This window comes from Fimbriimonas ginsengisoli Gsoil 348, from assembly GCF_000724625.1.
Classification (GTDB): Bacteria; Armatimonadota; Fimbriimonadia; order Fimbriimonadales; family Fimbriimonadaceae; genus Fimbriimonas; species Fimbriimonas ginsengisoli.
Genome location: NZ_CP007139.1, coordinates 4,921,939 through 4,942,874, shown reverse-complemented (window position 1 = coordinate 4,942,874; position 20,936 = coordinate 4,921,939). Strand labels below are relative to the sequence as shown.

Annotated in this window: 17 protein-coding genes; 8 read left to right on the top strand and 9 right to left on the bottom strand. The window is 61.0% G+C overall.

Going from position 1 to position 20,936, the window contains the following annotated elements; genetic code table 11:
• Positions 1 to 194 precede the first annotated feature (194 nt).
• From OP10G_RS22295 to OP10G_RS22285, 3 genes are all read right to left on the bottom strand, one after another.
• Positions 195 to 1,520: a hypothetical protein gene (locus tag OP10G_RS22295; RefSeq protein ID WP_025228216.1), complete on the bottom strand. Its 1,326-nt coding sequence runs from the start codon at positions 1,518 to 1,520 to the stop codon at positions 195 to 197.
• 409 nt (positions 1,521 to 1,929) lie between these two features.
• On the bottom strand, positions 1,930 to 2,388 hold the full coding sequence (locus tag OP10G_RS22290) for an Hcp family type VI secretion system effector (RefSeq protein ID WP_227625008.1): 459 nt from the start codon (positions 2,386 to 2,388) through the stop codon (positions 1,930 to 1,932).
• A 25-nt stretch (positions 2,389 to 2,413) separates the two neighbouring features.
• The gene (locus tag OP10G_RS22285; protein WP_025228218.1) at positions 2,414 to 3,022 is read right to left on the bottom strand and encodes a Kelch repeat-containing protein; all 609 of its coding nucleotides are present in this window, start codon (positions 3,020 to 3,022) and stop codon (positions 2,414 to 2,416) included.
• 189 nt (positions 3,023 to 3,211) lie between these two features.
• On the opposite strand from OP10G_RS22285, the gene ispG reads away from it, so the two are divergent.
• Both ispG and OP10G_RS22275 read left to right on the top strand, forming a co-directional pair.
• On the top strand, positions 3,212 to 4,435 hold the full coding sequence (gene ispG / locus OP10G_RS22280; protein WP_025228219.1) for a (E)-4-hydroxy-3-methylbut-2-enyl-diphosphate synthase: 1,224 nt from the start codon (positions 3,212 to 3,214) through the stop codon (positions 4,433 to 4,435).
• Between the two features lie 177 nt (positions 4,436 to 4,612).
• A complete protein-coding gene (locus tag OP10G_RS22275) occupies positions 4,613 to 5,581 on the top strand; it encodes a hypothetical protein (protein ID WP_025228220.1) in 969 nt (322 codons plus the stop codon).
• A gap of 54 nt (positions 5,582 to 5,635) precedes the next feature.
• Here the strand turns inward: OP10G_RS22275 and OP10G_RS22270 are convergent, their stop codons facing one another.
• On the bottom strand, positions 5,636 to 7,132 hold the full coding sequence (locus tag OP10G_RS22270) for an aldehyde dehydrogenase family protein (protein ID WP_025228221.1): 1,497 nt from the start codon (positions 7,130 to 7,132) through the stop codon (positions 5,636 to 5,638).
• Positions 7,133 to 7,356: 224 nt separating this feature from the next.
• Between OP10G_RS22270 and OP10G_RS22265 the strand changes: the two genes are divergently transcribed.
• Together OP10G_RS22265 and OP10G_RS22260 are read left to right on the top strand one after the other, a co-directional pair.
• The gene (locus tag OP10G_RS22265; RefSeq protein WP_025228222.1) at positions 7,357 to 9,222 is read left to right on the top strand and encodes a hypothetical protein; all 1,866 of its coding nucleotides are present in this window, start codon (positions 7,357 to 7,359) and stop codon (positions 9,220 to 9,222) included.
• Entirely contained in the window at positions 9,222 to 10,085 is an 864-nt protein-coding gene (locus tag OP10G_RS22260) for a tetratricopeptide repeat protein (protein WP_025228223.1), read from the top strand. The genes OP10G_RS22265 and OP10G_RS22260 overlap by 1 nt, the downstream gene beginning before the upstream one ends.
• A 153-nt stretch (positions 10,086 to 10,238) precedes the next feature.
• Here OP10G_RS22260 and trpE read toward each other — a convergent pair whose 3' ends face one another.
• Positions 10,239 to 11,705: an anthranilate synthase component I gene (gene trpE, locus OP10G_RS22255; RefSeq protein ID WP_025228224.1), complete on the bottom strand. Its 1,467-nt coding sequence runs from the start codon at positions 11,703 to 11,705 to the stop codon at positions 10,239 to 10,241.
• A 337-nt stretch (positions 11,706 to 12,042) separates the two neighbouring features.
• Entirely contained in the window at positions 12,043 to 13,320 is a 1,278-nt protein-coding gene (locus OP10G_RS22250; RefSeq protein ID WP_144241316.1) for an AI-2E family transporter, read from the bottom strand.
• Positions 13,321 to 13,394: 74 nt separating this feature from the next.
• Between OP10G_RS22250 and OP10G_RS25380 the strand changes: the two genes are divergently transcribed.
• The 3 genes from OP10G_RS25380 (at position 13,395) to OP10G_RS25370 (ending at position 15,206) form a co-directional block, all read left to right on the top strand.
• The gene (locus tag OP10G_RS25380; RefSeq protein ID WP_025228226.1) at positions 13,395 to 14,066 is read left to right on the top strand and encodes a phosphatase PAP2 family protein; all 672 of its coding nucleotides are present in this window, start codon (positions 13,395 to 13,397) and stop codon (positions 14,064 to 14,066) included.
• A 197-nt stretch (positions 14,067 to 14,263) separates the two neighbouring features.
• Positions 14,264 to 14,599: a hypothetical protein gene (locus OP10G_RS25375; RefSeq protein WP_144241315.1), complete on the top strand. Its 336-nt coding sequence runs from the start codon at positions 14,264 to 14,266 to the stop codon at positions 14,597 to 14,599.
• Positions 14,600 to 14,642: 43 nt separating this feature from the next.
• Positions 14,643 to 15,206, top strand: a complete 564-nt coding sequence (locus tag OP10G_RS25370; RefSeq protein WP_025228228.1) for a hypothetical protein — start codon at positions 14,643 to 14,645, stop codon at positions 15,204 to 15,206.
• A gap of 216 nt (positions 15,207 to 15,422) precedes the next feature.
• Here the strand turns inward: OP10G_RS25370 and OP10G_RS25365 are convergent, their stop codons facing one another.
• The 3 genes from OP10G_RS25365 to OP10G_RS25360 all read right to left on the bottom strand — a co-directional run bounded on the left by OP10G_RS25365 (position 15,423) and on the right by OP10G_RS25360 (position 19,883).
• Positions 15,423 to 16,301 carry a rhomboid family intramembrane serine protease gene (locus OP10G_RS25365; RefSeq protein ID WP_227625007.1) on the bottom strand — a complete coding sequence of 293 codons (879 nt, stop codon included), beginning with the start codon at positions 16,299 to 16,301 and terminating at the stop codon, positions 15,423 to 15,425.
• Positions 16,302 to 16,508: 207 nt separating this feature from the next.
• A complete protein-coding gene (locus tag OP10G_RS22225) occupies positions 16,509 to 18,662 on the bottom strand; it encodes a hypothetical protein (protein ID WP_025228230.1) in 2,154 nt (717 codons plus the stop codon).
• Between the two features lie 402 nt (positions 18,663 to 19,064).
• Positions 19,065 to 19,883 carry a VanZ family protein gene (locus tag OP10G_RS25360; RefSeq protein WP_025228231.1) on the bottom strand — a complete coding sequence of 273 codons (819 nt, stop codon included), beginning with the start codon at positions 19,881 to 19,883 and terminating at the stop codon, positions 19,065 to 19,067.
• A 25-nt stretch (positions 19,884 to 19,908) separates the two neighbouring features.
• Between OP10G_RS25360 and fbaA the strand changes: the two genes are divergently transcribed.
• Positions 19,909 to 20,934 (top strand): class II fructose-bisphosphate aldolase, encoded by a 1,026-nt coding sequence (gene fbaA / locus OP10G_RS22215; protein ID WP_025228232.1) that lies wholly within the window; start codon positions 19,909 to 19,911, stop codon positions 20,932 to 20,934.
• The last annotated feature ends 2 nt before the right edge of the window (positions 20,935 to 20,936 follow it).

The window sequence follows — 20,936 nt, the reverse complement described above, 5'->3', positions numbered from 1 at the left end:
AGGGCGGCACGCGTAGGTGCCGGCTACACGTCCTTCGGACGTAGGACGACAATCTTCCCGACACGGGCACCCAGGCAAATGTCCTTAGGGTAAGGAATGCTATCGCGCCGGCGCCGGGGAGACGGTGTGAGGATTATAGAGCCGCCGCGCGCAAGAAAGCCTGCGCGCGGCGGCTCGGGGGCCAAGGACCGATCTTAGTTGTACTTCAACAAGATCGGGTTACCCATCGTATTCGTCGAAAGGACGAAGACGCCGGGATAGGCGCCCGACATGTCGGAAGCGAATCCCTTGAAGGATCGCGGTGTCAGCGGCAGGATCGGGTTGATCACGTCAAACAGACCCGGGTCGTAAAGTCCCTTGATGAGTGGCGACGAAGTCGACGGGTTGTAACCAGAAAGGTCGATTCCGTTGTACCCATAGGTCGGATCGTTCCAGTGCAGGGTGTCGATCGTCATCAAGGATCCTCCGGGATAGGTCGTGGTGTTGGTCGGGATCGCGCCGGTGCGAATGCCGTCGTATCCCGTAGCGAAGTCCCAGGAATAGACGTTCGTTGCGCCCAGGTTCGGCCCCAAGGCGAAGCTCGCCATATGAACGTGGGCATGGTTATTAGCCGGGTCCACGCTGTAAGCGAGGCTTACGCACTCGTCGTTGTTTAAAGGATACGGAGGGCTGTAAATGGGGCTGACAAGAACGGCGCTGGCGGCGCCGGTAGGTGAGGCCGAACCCCAATACGTTCTGGGGAAGTCGTGCGAGTCCCAACCGATACCTCCGAAGTAGGCGTTGACGCCGTCGCCGTCGACGGCGTTGAACCAGTTCGGGCTTGCCCCACCGGTGAGGCCGACATCGGTAGTAGTCGTACCAGTGCCCGACCATCGAGACAGGAACGCCAAAGGCCCGGTGCTGGTGTTAAGGCGACCCACCAGGTAAACGGTGTCGCTATTATTCACATAGATAATCTTTTTCGCCTGCTGGTAGACACGCTGGGACGGAGGGCTGGTGGCGCTGTAGGTCTGATTGCATGGAGGAGGACTGTATGTGCCGGCGATTTGCGGCCCCGATTCCTGCGCCAGAATCGTTCCGTTAGTGGCATCGATCTTCGCAACGGTATAGCCGGTGAAACTATAGGTGGACGTGTCGTAAAGGGCCCATGCGGCAAATACATAGGGGTTTCCGGTCGCCGGATGTCCCGCTTCGATACCCAGAGGAAAGAAATTGATCGAACCGGTCGGTGAGATCAACTTCGTCCAGGCCAACGTGGAAGCCGTACTCGTCTGAGTAAAACCCCCGATAAGGACCCCGTTCGGCCCGGACTGCTGGCATAGCATTACTCGATAGGTACCCGCCAGGGTTATGTCGGATGGCACCGCCGAAGAGAAACCCGAGCCATGAAGCGTACCGACGATGCCGGTGGGAGCGACACTTCCCGTAGCGTAGTCGACGTACTGAGCGTAGGCAGGTCCCATGCCAGTGACCTGTTGAAGGACGTAGGCATCGTGGTCCGATGTGATCTTAACCGTCATTGGCCCCGTCATAGTATTGGGTATGGACGCGGTCCATGCAAGGGTCATGATATTTGCGAAAGATGAGGTACAAACCACCATCGCCGCACCGAGAGCAACAAGCTTCTTCATTAAATTCCCTCCTATGGGACTCTGTGCGCCTTCCAGTTTGAAGCGCCACAATGAAGGTTACACCAGTAAATCAAGGCCGGTTGCAACTACTTTCTAATATTCTAACGGATGCAGAAGTAGCCTAGGGTGAAATGCTCTTCGGGATCGAGAAGACGGACCAACGGCACGGGAACGGAAGGGGAGTCGTAGCGTCGCGGCTAATCCATTGCGGGTGAGACGACGTGAGCTTTGCGGTAGCCGCACTTCTAATGGCTACGTGGCCTGGACTTAGAATGCCCAAGCCACGTAGGTCTACTAACTAGCCGCCCTTGTTTGCCCTGGCGTCCCAAGAGGCCGATTGGAAGTCGACGGAGCCGTCTCCTCGGCCGACCGCCTGCTCGAACTGGATCTTTGCGAAGTTGAGCGAGAGCGAATCGGTGGGATTGCTCGCCCAATCTCCCTCGATCTGGTAGCTCGATATGAGCACGTCCGTCAACGTGAATCGTTCGAAGACCCGGTCATGGTTTCCGTGAGCGTTGGTGACGACAAGTTGAACGGCGGGCAGGTGCCGTCCGCTGGCGCACGCCAGCATAAGCAGAGGCGAGCCCTTGCCCGCGCGTTTGGTGATATTGAGATCTTGGAAGTGGACCTTGCCGGCGCCCCCTCCTCCTCCGGATTGAGACGCCGCTTGCGTCTCTCCCCAACTGAAAGACGACACCTCGAACCAGTTCCGGAATTGCTCACTGGTGCTATCGCCTTCGATACCTTGTAAGTTCATGTAAATCGGCATGGTTCCTCGTTCCTTACGGGGTAGGGGAGGTCGTCGATAGACGCTGCGGCCGGTAGACCTCGATACCGGACACCATCGATTGAGAGCTGCCTCCCAAGATGTAAACGTTCTGGCCATCCGATACGGCGGTGTGGTCGTACCGCGGCTGGTCGAGCGACTCTCCGACCTGCCAGGAATCGGTCCTGGGGTCGTAGATCTCCACCGATGCCGTGGCCCGATTTCCAACGCCACCGAGAACGGCGACGCGACCGTCCGGAAGCGCGACCGCGGCATGGCGGGCACGTGGAACCGACATCGGCGCCACCCCGACCAGCTGGCCGCTGCCAGGATCTAAAATCATCGCCGAGCTGAGCGCCGAGGGCGGGCCGGAGTCCGACCATGGCCGGTCGTACCCACCGGTGATGAGCACCCTGCCGTCGCCAAGCATCGCCGACGCCGCCATATAGCGGCGAAGAGGCGCATTGGCCATCGGGGCCGGCGGGGGCGCCAAGCTCCCTTTGCGCCGGTACGCCGCCGCAGCGCCCGGCGCGGTGGCGATTAATGTCGTCGCGGCCGCGCCGACGAGGATGTCGCGGCGGGACAGAGTGTGGCGATCGGACGCATTTTCCGTTTCCTTATTCATGGAACGGCAAACCTCCCAAGCTAAATAGAGGGGGCGCGAAGCCCCTGAGTGTCAAGTGCCACCGGATCGCACCCGAGTAGCTGGAAGGGCGACGCGCCACCTTCGATCCTTGTTCCGGTGGTCCTAGGACCGTTTTCGGCTCTCTCTCCAAACAGGGGTGTCACAATGGCCGTAGGAACCCGTGAACTTATGAGTCTCGACACGACGTATCCGCGGCGAACGACGACCCCCTGCCGAGTCGGCCCCATCACTATCGGCGGCGGGCACCCGGTGGTCGTCCAATCGATGATCACGGAGGAGACGCGAAACGTCGAGGCGTGCGTGGAGCAGATCATCGGACTGCATCAGGCGGGGTGCGAGATGGTGCGGGTCACCACCCCCAGTCTTGGCGAAGCCCAATGCCTAGCCGAGATTCGCTCCAAGCTTAATGAGCGCTACGGCTACGTGCCTTTAACCGCCGACGTGCACCACCAGGGGACCGCGATCGCCATCGAAGCGGCGAAACATGTCGACGAAGTCCGTATTAATCCGGGCTTGTTCGTGTTTCGCAAGCTGACCAACCAACTCGAGTACGGCCCCGAGGAGCACGAGGCGGAGCGCCTGGCGATCGAGGCGAGCTTTGCGCCCGTCGTCGAGGCCTGCAAACTCCATGGGCGGGCGATGCGCGTGGGAGTGAACCACGGCTCCCTCTCCGAACGGATGCTAGTCACCTACGGCGACACGCCGGACGGAATGGTCGAGTCGGCCATGGAATATCTGCGGATTTGCGAGAAGTACGGCTTTACCAACGTCAACATCTCGCTCAAGGCGAGCCGGGTCCAAGTCATGGTCGCCGCAAACCGCCTGATGGTGAAACGGATGGACGAGGAAGGAATGGCGTATCCGCTCCACCTCGGCGTTACCGAAGCCGGCGACGGAGAATACGCCCGCATCAAGTCGACCGCCGGCATCGCGACCCTGCTGATGGAGGGGATCGGCGACACGATCCGCGTTTCCCTCTCCGAAGACCCAGTGAACGAGATTCCAGTCTGTTACGACATCCTCCAAGCGCTTGGCCTTCGAAAAACAAAAGTCGAGTACATCGCGTGCCCGTCGTGCGGGCGAACGAAGTTCGATCTGCCCACGGTCTTGCACAAGGTCCGCGAAGCCACCCGACACCTGGTCGGGCTCGATATCGCCGTTATGGGGTGCATCGTCAACGGCCCGGGGGAGATGGCAGACGCCGACTACGGGTACGTAGGGGCGGCCGGGGGCAAGATCACGCTGTATCGGAAGCGGAACATCGTGAAGAACGGCATTCCGCAGGAAGACGGGGTTTTGGAGCTTATCAACCTTCTCAAGGCCGACGGTCTGTGGGTCGACCCGCCCGAGACCGCGCCGAAGCGCGATCTGCAGCCTTTGGCCGTCGTTTGACCCTGCCGAGCGCTTCACCCGCTCTCGAGTCCCCGGGTTCCCGCTTCGCCTTCAAGTAACGGGCCGAGCTTCGTCGTCGGTTCACCGTCGGCCAAACATGAAGGGAACTCCCTTGCCAATCTCCCGTAACGCGTTTAGCGGGCGTTCGTCAGTCGGTTGAATAGGTAGGAGAGTCTCATGAAGCAGGTCCTTGCGCTCGTTGCCATTCTCGCCGTCACCGGAACCGGTCTTGGTCTCAAGGGTTCTTCCGCGCACGGGGTTCGCCCCTTCGTCGTGAACGGGATTCGCTGGGAGACATCCTTTGCCACCGCGACTGCGACGGCCGCAAAAGAGGGGAAGCCAATCCTTCACCTGCAATCGTTCGGCAAGCCGGGAGACCCGATGGCGTGCACGAACACCCGCACGCTGACCGCCACCCTCCTGAAAGATCCGGAGTTCCAAGCCATTACCAAGGACGCGATCGTGAGTTGGGAACTCGTTCGGGAGGCCGCCAAGGTCACTATCGATTGTGGGGATGGCAAGGTTCTACATCGCACCCTTCGCGGAAATACCTGCCTCTACGTCCTCCGACCGGATGGCACGGTCGTGGATGCTTTCCCAGGCGTATACGAGCCCTCGAGGCTGCTGCCGGAGCTGAGACTGAGCCTCGAGATGGCGAAGAAGTCGCCGGAAGAAGTGCGGGCTTGGCACCAGTCGGAAATCGCGAAGCATCCTCAGCCGTTCGGGATTGGGAGGGGCGTGGCGGGATCGAAGGCAGCGGTCGAGGCTCCAATCCTGGCGACGCCGGCGGCAAACGCCCTCGTCCCACTTCCGACCAATCTCGACCCAGCCGAGAGGCTTTTCCGGTGGTCGGCTCAGCGGCTATTCGACATCAGCGCCCAGCCGATGAATCCGACGACCGCTCGCGGCTCGATCGGCGCTCCCGAACTGGCGACCCCGAAAGAACGTGGTCAACGCCTCCTACAACTGGAGACTGACGAAAACCTGGGCGCCGTTCGAGGGGTGATCCACATGTGGCTCGCCAGCCTGAAGCAGCCGATCACGGCACCCGAGGCCAAGCGAACCGTATTCGAAACGATCCTCCACATCGACTACACCGACCCGTTTTTGGGTCTGAAACATGTCGAGTTGCCGGGCACAGACTAACATGAGCAACGTTCGGCCCGTTCGCGTCGCGAACGGGCCGAACGTTGTATTTCCTTATAGTTTTGTGGATAGACCCTGGGCCATGACAATCTCGCGGGCGTGATTGACGGTGAACGCGACTCGGTGGGTCACCGACTCTAGAATCCCCTCCGCTCCCGGATGGCCGTTGCCCGATGCCTTCACGCCGCCGAACGGAAGGTGGACTTCGGCGCCGATGCTCGGCAGGTTCACGTAGCCGAGACCGTAGTCGGCATGGTCCCGGACCCAGCGCCACTTTCGGTAGTCCTCGGTAATCACCGCCATCGAGAGGCCGTAATCGGTGTCGTTGTAGACGTCGACCGCTTCTTCCATTCCCGAGACCGGGATGATCGCGACGTGCGGGGAGAACGCCTCTTCTCGCAGGCAGAAGGTGTTCCGCTTGTAGCCGTCGAACCGGTACACGAACGGGGAGACGAAGTTCCCGCAGGCGTGCTCGCCTTCGGTAAGAACCTGCCCGTCGACGAGCACCTCCGCCCCTTCTTCCCGCGCTTTCGCGTTATGCAGTTTCCACTTTTCGATACCGCCCTCTTCGATGAGCGGGCCCATGAAGATGTCGTCTTGCATACCGTTGCCGACCTTGATCCGCTTGACGTTCTCGACGTAACGGCGGGTGAATTCCGGCTCGAGCTTGCGGTCGACGATGATCCGGCTGGTGGAGACGCACCGCTGGCCGGAGGTCTTGAACGCGCCCAAGACGCAGGCGTTGACCGCGATATCGAGGTCGGCGTCTTCGAGGACGATCGTTCCGTTCTTGCCTCCCATCTCGGTGGCGACGAACTTATAAGCGTCGCCGGCCGCAACCTGCTGGATGTATTTGCCGACCGCTCGCGAGCCGGTGAAGAGGATCCCGGCCACGTCCTTATGCTTGACCAGCGGGTCGCCCACGTCCTCTCCGGTGCCATGGACGAGGTTGACGACCCCCGCCGGCAGCCCCGCTTCGTGGAAAAGCTCCATCAACTTATGCGCCACGATCGGCGTCTGCTCCGCAGGCTTGAACACCACGGTGTTCCCGGCCAGGATCGACGGGAGAATGACCCAGGTTGGAATCGCGGAAGGGAAGTTCCATGGCGTGATGCAGGCGATGACCCCCTTCGGCTTGCGAAGGATGAAAGCGTCTTTGGCCGAGATCTCGGAGCTGACGGTGTAGCCGTTCGGCATCCGGCCCAGCCCCGCCACGTACTGGGCCATATGCAGCGCCTCGACGGCGTCGGCCCGTCCCTCGTTCAGGGGCTTTCCGCATTCGCGGGTGACGAGGGCGGCGATTTCCTCGATATCGCGGCGAATGAGCTGCGCGAAGGCGTCGATGTACTCGGCGCGCTTTACCCAGCTCAACTCGCGCCAGCTCTCAAACGCGTGTTTGGCCGAGGCGACCGCCTGGTCGGCATCGGCCGCTTGGCTCAGCGGAGCCGTTCCGACCGTCTCCCGGCGGTTCGCCGGATTCAAACTCTCAAACACCTGCCCAGCCTCTTGCCACTGGCCATCGATGTAGTTCTTCGCGTGGATAGGTTGCATTTTTTCTGGTCGAAGTTTACCGGCCCGTGGCATGGGCTTCCAGCCCATGTGTATCACCACCATCCTGGTCGTGTGAACGTAGCATCGGCTCCCAGCCGATGAACCCCACGACCGCATCGGTTGTGAGAATGGGCCAAGGGCTGGAAGCCCTTGGGACCCACTGGCTGGAAGCCAGTGCCACGACTGACTTTGGGATCTAACCTGGTATCCTTACAGAGCCGCCTATGCTTCGTTTTTTGAGGGCGTTAACGCCTCCCCTTCTCTTGCTTGCGCTCCTCGGAAGTGCCTTCGCGGACTCTTTCCACTCCAGGGGGGCGGCGCTCTGGGTGAACGGAGTGCCCGTTATGCAGTTCAAGGCCGCGTCGGGATCGCTCGACGCTTCGATGCGAGCCTCGCTTGTCGCAGCCGCGCTCGATGGGCTTCCTACCAACCGGGGCTCGGTTTCCGTCAAGAAGGAAGGGTTGGACGTGTTGGTGATGGTCGGAGACGTTTCGGTGATCACCGTTACCGGCGCCGACGCCTCAAAAGCCGGGACTTCCGCGATGGCGCTCGCCGAGAAATGGGCGTCCAACCTTCGCCAAGCGCTTCAATTGCCCCCACTCAAACTGAGCGTTTCCGAGCTCGAGGTTCCGGTCGGAGCCGTCCGCAACGTGCGGATCGTCGGCTCGAAATCGGATGAGGCGCAGCTCAGCGTCAACGGGAATCAGTACGTGGAGGCGAGACGGACGCCGGACGGGATGCAGATTCGCGCGTTGCGCGCAGGCATGGCTTCGGTGGTCGTCAGCTCGGGCGGTTTGACTCAGCCTTTGAACGTGACGATCCGGCCGTTCGCGGCCGAGTTCCCGCAGTCGATGAGCGCCGAGGTGGTGGGGATACCCGCCGCCGGAAGCTCGGTGAAAGGCGCGCTCGCCTGCACCTTGCGTACTCAGCTCCAAGGACGGCGCGGCGTTAAATTCTCCTACCAGCTCCCACCCACCGGGCAACTTGGAACGGGGGATGTTCGCACCTATAACATCCGGGTTCGCGCCGAGGCGCCCGACACTTTCCCGAACTACGGGATGGTGACCCTGAAGGTGAAGAACCTGCCGGTTTCGAGACGCCCCGATGCGGAGCTCTGGTACTCCAACAGCCCGGAGGTCGTGACCCAGGCGAGGCCGCTTTTCTCCGCGACCTTGCGAACGGATCAGCCGGCGCGGCTCTTGTACCACCACATCAACGCGGCGACCCAACCGATGTACATCCGCGTTCAGGTGGTGAACAGTTCCGACGATCCGGCAAAGGTCGTCGTCGTCCCGGGCGACAGCAAGCCGGACCGAAATCCGGTGCGAGCCGGGTTGGAAGCGGCCGACCAGTATTTCCGCGCTTGGATGATCGGGAGCGGGGAAGTGGTGGTCATTCCTCCTCATGCGACCCTGCCGATTTCGCTTCGACGCCTCAACCCGGGCGAAACCTCCAGCGGGCTCTGCGGCTTGCGACTCCTCGAAGGTCCGGAGTCGCTGCTCGTCCGAACGGATTCGTGGCCACCTTTTGAAATCGACGCCGCTTGGCGGGCGGCGATCGAATCTTCGACCCCGTGGCGCGAGGTTGGCTGTCCCCCGATTAACGACTTCGACCGCGCTCCCTACGAGATCTCCGAGCACGTCTATCCGAATCCCCACAAGTCGGAGGAGATGTCGTACGAAGTGGGCGGCCGGTATAGCTATTGCCGTATCGGCCAGCGGGCGATCATCCGCCAGGACCAAGGATCGCAATTGGACGGAAACTTCGGCGTCATCTACAACATCAAAGCTTCCCTTCAGAACCCGACCAGCGAGGCGACGGACGTCGAGGTGGTTTTCGAGGCGAGCGCGGGCTATAGTGGCGGCCTCTTTTTCTTAAACGGCAGCGTCATTCGCACGCCGCTCCTGCAGCCGAAAGAGGAGATGCGGATCGCCCGGTACCGGCTCGCGCCAGGGGGCACGCGCCGGCTGGATATCACCACCTTGCCGGTCTCCGGAAGCAGCTATCCCGCCACCATTACGATTCGACCTGTGCAAACCGATACCGCATTGAACGACTTGGGACGCGGAATGCGTACGGTAAAGCATTGATGGAGCCGAACTACAAAACGATCGCCGACCTCTTCGCCGTGGTCCAGCCGACCGACTTGACGGTGGACGAAAAGCCGCGGCCGAAAGAGGGAAAGACCGCCGAGGAGTCGGACGCGCTCGGTCGACAGTCGTTGGCGGACGGAGATCCCGATGCCGCCGTCCGCCACTTCAAGCGAGCCGTCGAGCAGCGCGAAGCCACGGACATCGCTTCCCGCGTCGATCTTGCGGGCGCCCTCGACTATGCGGACCAGGCGCCCCAAGCGTTAAGGCAGTACCAGCTCGCGCTTCGGGCCAAGAGCGATGCGGTCGAGCCCGTCGTCGGCATGTCCGAGATCTACAAGCGTTACGGGCGATTCCGGGATGCCATCGAGAAGCTGGAAAGCGCGGTCGCGAAAGAGCCTTCGAATCCGTACCTGCGGATTAAGCTGGCGGAGACCCTGAGGGATGCCGGCCAACCCAAGCGCGCCCTTGCCGCCGCCCAAGAGGCGGTGATGCTGAAGCCGGACGACGCGTTTTACCATTACTGGATCGGCGACCTGCTTATCACGATGGGGCAGTACGACGGGGCACTCGATTCGCTACGCGCCGCGATCGAGCTCTCTCCGGGTGACGATCACCTCTATGTCCGCGCCGCCGTCGCCTTTTGGCGCGCCGGTCGGCAGGTAGAGGCGGTGAAGGCGGTTCGCCTCGCCAGCGACCTCGACCCGTCCAAGCACCTGTACCACGGCCTCCTCGGGATCCTGCTCGAAGAAAGCGACCTTGCCGAAGAGGCGAAATTGGAGTCGAACCGAGCGGATAAGATGGATCGCTACGACCACGATCTGCTCGGGCGGCTCTTGGACGAAATGGGGATCGAAGCCTAGTAGCGTCGGCGCCCTCGCCGATGATCCTGACGTACCTTTGGTACGCCAGGCGTGGGCACGGAACCCACGGCTACACGTCCTTCGGACGTAGCTCCCTCACCCCCAACCCCCTCTCCCTCCTCGGGCACGGGCATCCCGAGGAGGGAGAGGGGACTACAAGCCGCGTTGGGCCATTTCGATGGCACGTAGCGAAGCCTTCGCCTTGTTTTTCGACTCCTCGTATTCCTTTGTGGGATTGGAGTCGTATACGACGCCGCCGCCGGCTTGGACGTGGGCCATGCCGTTCTTGATGAAGATGGTGCGGATGGCGATGCAGGTGTCGAGCTCGCCGGTGTGGCTGAAAAAGCCGACGCTGCCCGCGTAGCTGCCCCGCCGGGTTGGCTCCAGCTCGTCGATAATCTCCATCGCCCGGACCTTGGGGGCGCCGGAAACGGTTCCCGCAGGGTGGGTTGCCCGAAATAGGTCGAAGGCGCTTTTCTCTTTGCGCAGCTTGCCGGTGACGTCACTGACGATGTGCATGACATGCGAGTACCGCTCGATCACCATCAGCTCGTTCACGCGTACGGTGCCGTACTCGCAGACCCGTCCCAGATCGTTTCGGCCGAGGTCGACAAGCATCACGTGCTCCGCCCGCTCCTTCTCGTCGGCCAAGAGTTCTTTCTCGAGCGCGAGATCCTCGTCTTGGTCCTTGCCTCTCCAGCGGGTCCCGGCGATCGGGCGGACGCGGGCGGTGTGCCCATGCAGACTAACCAAAAGCTCGGGAGAAGCTCCCACGAGGTCGAAATCGCCGAACCGGAGGAGGAACATATAGGGGGACGGGTTGATCGTCCGAAGCGCCCGGTACACGGTCAACGGGTGGGCGTTGACGCGGGTCGAGAAGCGCTGGGCGGGGACCATCTGAACCCCGTCTCCCTCGCTGATGTACTCGATCATCCGGGTGACCATTCCTTCGAACTGTTCCTGGGTGACGTTCGATTTGGGCTCCTCGACTTCGTACGAACCTTTGGGCAGGGAGGGAAGCGGCTCGGCTAAACGAGAGAGGATGAAGTCGATTTCGACGGTCGCCCGGAGATAGGACTCGGAACTTCCATCCGTCATCACGAGAACTCGGATGATGTTTTTCGCGTGGTCGAAGATCACCACGGTGTCGGCGAGCATCATTGCCAGATCGTCTACCTGGAGGTCGTCTTCGGTCGAATCCGGAAGCCGTTCGAAGTAGCGGACGATGTCGTAGCTCAGGAGTCCGACGGCGCCGCCGGCAAAAGCGGGCAAGCCCGGAACCGGCACCGGGTCTTTGTGATACATCTCACGGTTGAGAGCGTCGAGCGGATCTTCGCCTTGGGCGAGCGTAAAGGTGTCGATCGAACCGTTCGTCTCCCGCCTTCCTTCGCCGTCCTTGATTCTCAGAACGCTGCGGGGCCGGATTCCCAGGAACGAATAGCGGGCGAGGTGCTCGCCGCCGGTGACGCTCTCCAGTAGGAAGCTGAAAGTCTGGTCGTGGGCCAGTTTCCAATACGCGCTCACCGGTGTTTCAACATCCGCGAGAATATCGCGATACACCGCCATCGGGCGCGTGCCCCCCGTCTTGGCGAGGAACTCCTCCTTGCTTGGAACTAGCATGCGCGTTAGGTTACTGGATGTTGGGGCGCTGGTATAGCTATGAAGGGTTCCAGCGGCGCCCTAACGGCAGGGTTTGGTCTGCGACCGCCTGCCGGGGTCGGGGAGGCGTTGCTGCTTCATACCCCGGGTCTGCGACCCGGGGCGGCATCACCTGAGATCCTTCCGCGTCCTCTCCGATGAGAAATACAATCCAACGGCTCCCAGAGGAGGGGAGACGGCATTTGAGTGGTTTGCCACCGAAGAGCTCCGAGCTCATGCAATATGCGTCACCAAACCTAGGCGGTGGTTGAGGCCGAGGTGACGTGGGAGGCTCGGCCCGTTCTTCGCGAAGCTGCGGTTACTCCGTGACCTCGTCCGCCGAGTCGGCGATGACCTGATCGATCTCTATTTGACGTTCGACTTTATCGACTGCGTCTTGTACCGATTGGTGAAGGTCTGCGGTGGCGTCCGTCGCCGCGGTCGCCTCTCGTGAAACGATCTCTGTCGCCAGTAACGACTCGGAGGCCGCGCTGGCGTTATGGTCGATCGCGATGTCTTGACCGAGCTTCGGTATCAGCGCGAGGACGCCGATCTGGATGCAGGCCGCGATCGGCACCGCAAGAATCATTCCGATGATCCCGAGCAGGAGGTTGCCGGATAACAACGCCACGATGGCCAGAATCGGGTGCAGGCCGACTTGCCCGCCTAAGATCCGGGGCGAGATGATCTGATCGAAGATGATCTGGTGCAGCAGAATGCTGACGCCGACGATTTCCGCCATGTAAGTCGGACCACCGGCGATGAACGAGACTCCCGCGGTAATCACGATGGTAAGAAGAGCGCCGATGTACGGCACGGAGTAAAGGATTCCCGCGATCACGCCGAGGAGAAGCGCGTTCGGAACATGGCACACCATGAGCAAGAGCCAGGTTGCGATGCCGTTGAGAATGGAGACCAGCATCAGGCCGCGCAGGTACTTGGCAAAGATCGCGGTCACCTCGGCAACGTAGGTTTGAACCGAACCCCGGCGATCCTTCGGCACCAGGAGAAGCCCCTTGCCGAGGATCAGGTGAAAATCGCGAAGGGCGTAGAACGCCACGATCGGGACGATGACTACCCAGATCAAGTTGCTCAGAAACTGCATTCCGTACGAGGTGAGCCAGGTCGAGGATCTTTCAAAGCCGCCCCGTAGACCGTTTAACGCCTGGGTTGCCACTCCGAGCATCGCCGCTGGCGTGTGCAGCTTTTGAAGCGAGGCTTGAATCCCCTTCGGGGACATGTCGGGGAAGAACTTGGCAAAGGACGCCTGGATCTCCCCACCTTGCCGGCTGATCGCCGGGATGAGGAACCACAGAGTAACCCCCAGCCCGAGAAGGAACGACGTGAAGATAATTGCCGAGCCCATGGCCCGGCTAAACCCCCGCGCCTCCATCCGGTCCACGACCGGGTCGAGCACCGTCGCGATCAGAAACGAGAGTCCCAGCGGGAGCCAGATCTCTCGGACCACGTAGATCAGGTAGCAGACGATCAAGAATGTAACGGCCTGGATAGCCCAATGCTTGACTTGATCGCGATCCGGAACCGGCACCGACATCTGGCGACGGGGCTCGGCAGAGCCATGGGATAGATTTTGCACTCAAACGTCGGATGTGTAATCGAACCGTTTTGTTCGGTGCGATCTAGGACCGGTCGGGAGTGGTCTAAGGATGGATGCGAGCCCTGCATCTGAATCACCACTTCAACCTGACCCCCGAGAGGTTCGCCCGGCTTCTCTACCCGCAGACGATCGCCTTTCTGGCGTCGCTAACGGCGGTCCTGATCCTGATATCGGTTTTGGTGCGCCTTCGGGCCACGCTTATCCTCGATCTGCGCGTGACGAAGGCGTTTCAGGTGGTCAACACGCCGTTCTGGAACAAGGCCGCCCGGTGGGCGACCTTTATCGGCGACGGGCACATGGTGATCGTCGTCTCGTTCGTCACCCTCGTGGTGGCGTACTTCACCGGCTTTCTGCGGGCAGGCATCTATGAGTTCGCCACCTTGGGCGCGTTGCCGATCAACATCGCCCTAAAAAACGTCTTCGATCGCGAGCGGCCGGGGGAGAAGGAAGTCCGAATTCTGCCGGGGCCGCGGTGGGGGCACAGCTATCCTTCCGGCCATTCGATGGGCTCCGGCGCCACGTACTGGTTCTTGGCGTTCCTCGTCTTCCTTTATGTTCAGAACCTTCCTCTGAGGTTGGGGCTGTTCATCCCGCTCGCCATCCTGCCGGTGATTGTTGCCGCCAGCAGGATCTACATGGGCGCCCACTGGTTCTCCGACGTGGTCGCCGGCCTCGCCGGCGGCTTGGTCATCGTCGTAATTCTCGCGAGTCTATACGTCGTCTGAGTTTCAGTTCGCGATCGGGAAGAGTTGAACCCTCCTTGCGACGCTCGGCACCCATGCACCAAATGGGCGAAACGAAGAAACTCTTGACCAGTATTCGCGTGGCGTCTCCCTGTCCAAAGCAGTGGGTAGGGATGTCGGGAGATGAGCAGAGGCGCTTCTGCGACTCGTGCCAAAAACACGTTTATAACCTCAGCGAAATGACTCCCCGCGAGGTATCACATTTGCTCGAGCGGGGAGACGCCTCGGTATGCGTTCGATTCGCGGTACGACGCGATGGGTCGCCCAAGACCAAGAGCCGGGTTCCTCGTCCGCTCTTGAGAGTCTTGGGGGTTTTGGCCGGCCTTATCACCATCATTTGGGCTCCGGCGGCGGACTGGCAGAAAATGGCGGTTAGATTCGTCCAGTCGACGTTTTACGGCGAGCCGGCCGGCCGGGTCTTCAACAATCCGGATCATTTGCCTTCAGAAATGATGGGAAAGCTCGCAGTGGTACCCCGGGAGTCAACTCCACGCGCTGAGTCGAACGAAAACTAAAAACGGTTGAACCCTCTCGCCGACGAATGAGCACTCAACCACTATGAAGCCCGATCGCAAGTCGCTGCACTCTCTACGAGTCGCCTCGCCGTGTCCAAAGACTTGGGAGGAGCTCGACGGGGACGACCGCCGCCGCTATTGCGGGAAGTGCGAAAAGCACGTCCATAATCTCAGCGCGATGTCGGCGGTGGAGGCCGCGACGCTTATGGAGAGCTCTGGAGAGGGGCACCTATGCGTGCGATACGACGCGCGGCCGGATGGCCGGCCGGAGTTCGCCGACGATAGGCGTCTTCGTCGCGCTTTCGGCCGTGGGTTGGCCCTCGTTTGCGGTTTCGCCTTCGTCGCCTGCAGCCCGGCCGGCCGGTGGCCGGGCGTTACCGGGAAGGTCCGCGCTCTTTTGGATAAGAACACTCTGATGCAAGCCGGTCGAACGGTTCCGGAAAGGCTCGGTCGAATCGCGGCTCCGCCTCTGTTAGGCAAATTGAAAGCTCCGGCGAAGCCGCGGGAGTTTGTTGGAGATGTGGCGCTGCCGCCAACCCCCAAAACGGAGCCGGTGACCGATATTCACGTCCGGCCGAAGGCCAAGGGCGGCAAGCCCGGTCCGTAGCGCAACTCGGACGGACGGCTCGCCTAATGCCTGCAAGTTTTGCCTTGGCGAGCCCTGGCAAAAGACAAAAGCAGAGACACCAAGACACAAAGACACGGAGTTCCTAGCTATTGGATCTTTGTGTCTTCGTGCCTTGGTGCCTCTGTGTTAACTCAGGACGGAAGATTCGTGCGAATAGCTGGCTGGCACCAGGCGCCTCGCCCGTGCCACGGGAGGCTATGGGCTGGAAGCACCTAGAGCGTCGTAGTCTCCGGCGAGGGACTCGGCTTCGTTACGATTTACCGCTTTTAGATGGTCGATCGCCTCCTGAAAATGTGCTCTGTCTTTTTGGTGGGCGTAAACGATGGCGAGATTCCTCCAGGCCCACTCTTGGTCGTCGCCTCCTCGATCCAAGTACATCCGGGTGAAGCGGATCGCTTCGGGAACGTCGTTCCGCTGAAACGCTCCGTCTGCCTTCCAAGCCGCCCATAGCGGCGAAAGCGGGTTCCAGTAGAGCGGTACGATGGCGCCGGCGGTTAGAACGACCAAGCCAAGCGAGGCAGGGATTCGAAGCTTGGGATGGTCGACCAGCGCCCCGACGGCGAGGCCGAATAGGAGGCCGCCGAAGTGAGCGCCGTTGCCGATATTCATCAGATGCGTGTAGGTGAGGAATATGCACAGCACACCCCAGCCGACAAAGATCTGGACATTCCCCTTGGTGGCCATCATCGCCATTTCCGGGAAGCGGCGACGGGTCGCCCATGCGAAGCCGAACATGGCATAGATCACCCCCGACATCCCGATCCCCATACCCCCCAGGGCGAGTTGAAGCCCAGAGGAGACAAAGGCGGATGTGAGGAGGAACAGGAGCCAGCGCCATGGTCCAATCGTTCGTTCCAACGCCCCGCCGAGGCTCCAAAGCCAGGAGAGGTTGAACAAGAGGTGCAGCAATTGCACATGGACGAACGCCGAGCTAATGAGAGCCCAGTAAGCCCCTTTGTAAATCGCGGATTCAGGCAGCAAGCCCCATCTCGCGGTGGCCGCCCAGCCGCCCGAGGAATTCGCGTTCAAGGCGACGAAAATGATCCCGCAGAGGACGCACGAAGCCGCCGACATGATCGGCAGATCTTGATTGCTTCGGCGGCTTTGGGGGTACATGCGCGGTGTTGCGGTGTTCTTAGTGTGAGGCTTTACCTTCTTTGATGGGTCGAATGGGACATCTGGGTCTCATGCTTCGCTCAGTCCACACGTCACAAGCCACAGTCCACACGAGACCGGCCCCAACACCGCAATACCGTAACACCCCAACACCGTAACTCGCCCTCACGGCTTAATCACGGTCCGACCTCCCATCCCCATGCCGGCTAAGCCCATCAGGGAACCGAAGGGGGACTTCTTCAGAGCGTCTTGGCGGGTGGCGATCAGTTGTTTGAAGTTGTCGGGGAGGTTGGCCATCGACGTTACCTGAGCGTCCTTGGCCATTTGGTGGTCGTTCAAGGTTTGGTGCATGGCGACGGTGGGCGCGACCTGGAACGTGAAGGCCATGACAGTCTTCTGGCCGAGCTTAACCTTGTCGGGGTTCGGCATCATCGAGGCCATCGGACCCAACTTAGCGTCTTCTCGAAGCATCTTGAACATCGCGAGCATGTCGGCGTCTAGGATGGCCATGCTGGCCGGGGTTACGGTTCCGTCGGGGGTTACCGCGGAGGCGTAGGGTTCGATGCTTCCTTTCATTTCCACATAGCCGTCGCCCGGAAGTCCGTTCGGAAGGAGCTCGGTCGGCTCTTCGCGGTAGTCGCCGCTGCCGCCGATAAAGGCGCGCATGAAGCTGGGAAAGCCATCGTTCTTTTTGCCCGCCTCTTCGATCTCCAAAGAGGGCATGGCGCCGTAGGCCATCCGGCGTACTTGCTCGTGCTGATAGGCGGTGAGGCCCGAGAACGGGATGCGTCCGCCGTTAAGAAGGGTCTGCTTGGCAACTGGCTCGAGGGTTCCGTAGAAGCGGAGCATCTCCCAGTTGGTGAAGCCGCTCAAGCTTTGAGAGAACGCTCCAGGCACGAGGAGCAGCACATAGAGACTGCCTAGTCCACCTTCCATCGGCGAAGGAGCTTTCAAGGCGTATTGAGCGACGTCGTCCAGCGAGGCGACCCCCTTCGTTCGAGCGGCGTCCAGCAATCGCGCCAATGCTTTTCTATCGATCCGTGCGTCGCGAGCTTCGGCCGGGTGGGACGGCTTGATGACGAGCCAAGCCGGATCCTCGACGACCTTTGCTTCGCGCTCCGATTCCAGCGACTTCTCAAATTGCTCTACCGTCGGGTTCTGGTTCGGCATGACGCTCGAAAGGAGCGAAACGATGTCGTCGGGAAGGACCGCGACGACCGGTTTGCCGGTTTTCTTGGCCAGCGAGAGCACCTCGTCGGTTGCCAAGAACGAGAGCGGGTCGTACTGGTCGGGCCGATAGAGCTTGTCGAGAATCGTGGCTGGGATCTTCAACCCTTGCATTCCGCTCATGCCGGAGGACTTGAAGGCGGCTTGAAATGCCTTCGTATCCTCGGTCATGTCGATTGGAGTGGCCGTGGTCTTTGGCTTCTTGGGGTCGGGCTTAGTTGCGCCGATCTGCTGCATCATCTCGCTGATACTCGTATCGGTCGATTCGAGCATGGTCGGCGTGGTCAGCGCTACCTTCCCTTGGGCGTCGTAAAGCCGCAGCTCGGCTTGCATCATCCCAAAGGTGCCGAGACCCATTCTTGAAACGACGAACAGGGCTTTGGAGACCTGGCCGACCGGCTTCGTCATCCGATCCATCATTTTCTTGACGAAGTCGGGCATCTTGTCCATCTCAGGAGACTGCTCCGGTGCCGGCTGCTGGCTTACCTGCTTGTTGTGCTCGGCCACGTAGGCGTTGATGAGCGAGATTACGTTGCCGGCGAACGGACGCTGAGTCCGCGTCGGATTGGTGGAGAAGACGACGCGCTCACCTGTCCGCAAGGCGGCGATCGCATTGAGGTCGGCTTTGGCGACGATCTGGTAGAGCGAAGCATCGTTGCCGCCAAACATCTCCATTGGAGGCCCCTCGGGGTCCTCGCTCTTGTCGCTCTTTTTCGGGGGTTGCAGATGCTTGGCGATCCCTTTGCGGATTGCGGTGACTCGGGCGTTCAACGACTCGTTTTCTTCCCGCGTGCGCGCGCCGACCGATTGAGCGAGACGGTAACCGTCGGCAGTTTGATGCCACTCTCCGGAAGTCGCGGTGGCGATGCGGGCCATTAGGTCGGAGAGCGAAACATCCTTGGCCGAGACGATCAAGATCTCATCGGCAGTTTGCGCGGACGCGGAGAGCTTGACGCCGGACGCTTGGCTAAGCCCCGCCAGAATTGTCTCGACACGCGCGGCGCGGCCGGTGAAAGTCACCTTGGTTCCCGCGTCTTGCGCGAAGGCGATCGAGCCAAGTCCTAGCAGCAGTGCAAACGCAAAGCGTCTCATAACCCTAGTGTACGGCCTAGGGAGATTTAGGATGCGGAGCCCCCTCGCCGAGCGTCACCGGGAGCTCCCACCCTCCTCATACGAGATACCTATCGCCAACGGCCGCGATGGCATCGTGTCGGGGACTTAATATGTAGACAAAAGGATACATATATGAGCTAAAATGTACTGTCTCCCAAGTGGCTGGCAAACCCAAAGCTTCGGACCAGAAAAAGTAAAAACCACGGAACGAACCCAGATTTGAACCTAACCACATCGAAAACGAACCCAACAATGCAGTTTTCAGCCGACGGGTCGGGCCAGTTAACCGAAACGTCGCCGCTCCCGCGGGACCCTACCAGACGGCGCGACTGGAGGGATCGGTCGCAGCGACGAATGACGTGGTCTTTGACACATCGGTGGCTACCGCTTCGGCGGCTTGCGAGGTTGGGAGGGTGTTTTTTCGGTAACGGCGGGACGCGTCGGCTTTGACCGCAAGTTCGTCAGGAAGAGAAACGTCGCTGCGCCGGAAAGGTCGAGCAGGACGTCGTAGAACGATCCGGTGCGGTCGGCGAGACCGGATTGCCGCAGCTCGTCGAATGAGGAGAGGGAGAGGGCGGTGAGGAAAGCGAAGAGGATCGCTTTGCCTACCGGCTCTTTTGCCCGCTTGGCGGCGACGCTCGCGGTCAGGGCGACGAAGCCGTAGTAGGTGAAGTGGATCGACTTTCTGACCCAGTACACGGCGGTTTCCGTATCGGTCCGGCTTAATCCGAGATGAGCCATGATCCACCGCGACATCACCCCGGCGCTCCCGGCCGACGAACTGGCCGCCGCGACTAACGAGACGAGAATCACCAATGTGAGAAGCGGCCATCCGGGCGAGCGTTGCTTGGCGGGAACCGCCATCACGCTGGCAAAGGCGAACAGCACCGCCAGGATCGCCATAACCGTGAAGACCAGGCTAGGGAAGTACGAGACGTCGATCTTCCGCGCCGTGACTCCCGAAGTAGCCAACCAGCCCGCGCAAACGCCGAAGAGGACCGCCGTGGACATCGGCCCGGCCAACCCGCAGGAGGTGATCCAGGGTGAGAAATAGAACAGCGCGGCCATGAGCACGCTCAGCGCGAGCGGCAGCCACATCCCGGACACGAGATAGGTGGCGCCGGTGAGCGCCGCGATGCCGGCTCCGAACCCGACTCCGAACCCAAGTATTCGCTTCAGGGCCTGCACGGGAAGATTCAACCCTACGCGATGCTATTATCGTTCAATGCCCGTACCCGACCCGCAGACATTCGCCCGCTTGCTCGACGCCGCCCAAGCGGGGAACTATGCGCTGGCTTCCATCAACGTCACTTCTTCCAACACCGCGAGCGCCGCGCTCGCCGCATTTGCCGAAACAAAGACGGACGGCATCCTACAAATCAGCACGGGAGGGGGAGAGTTCTTCAGCGGCCCGGCGAAGAATATGGCGCTCGGCGCGATCGCGCTCGCGGAATACATCCACCGGATCGCCGAGCGGCTCGACGTTTACATCGCGATCACGACCGACCATTGCGTGCCGGCGAAGGTCGACACGTTTCTCCGCCCTCTGATCGCGGAAGCCAAACGGCGAAAGGACGCGGGACTCGGCAACCTTTTTAACGGCCATATGTTCGACGGATCGGAGCTGCCGATGGAGGAGAACATGAAGATCAGCCGCGAGCTGCTCGCTGAGATGGCGCCGCTCGGGCTCATTCTAGAAGTCGAAACCGGCGTCGTCGGTGGAGAAGAGGACGGTATCGACAACACCCATGCCCATGCGTCGAAGCTGTACACCACTCCGGAGGACATGCTCTACGCCTACGAGCAGCTCAAGGACCTGGGCCGGTTCACGCTGGCGGCGACCTTCGGCAACGTGCACGGCGTTTACAAGCCGGGCAACGTGAAGCTGACGCCGAAGATCTTGAAAGACGGGAACGACGCGGTCGTTGCCAAGTACGGCGATGCGGCGAAGCTCGACCTGGTTTTCCACGGCGGCAGCGGATCCACGATCGAGGAAATCCACGAGACGCTGGAGTACGGCGTCATCAAAATGAACGTGGATACCGACTGCCAATACGCCTTCACCCGCCCGATCGCCGACCACATGATGAAGAACTACGACGGCGTGCTCCGAATCGACGGAGAGATGGGGGACAAGAAGACTTACGATCCGCGGAGCTTCCTCAAAAAGGGCGAGGCGGGTATGAAGAAGCGGGTAATTCAAGCGGCCGACGAGCTTCGCAGCCTCGGCAAGACGATTTTCGGAGGGTAATG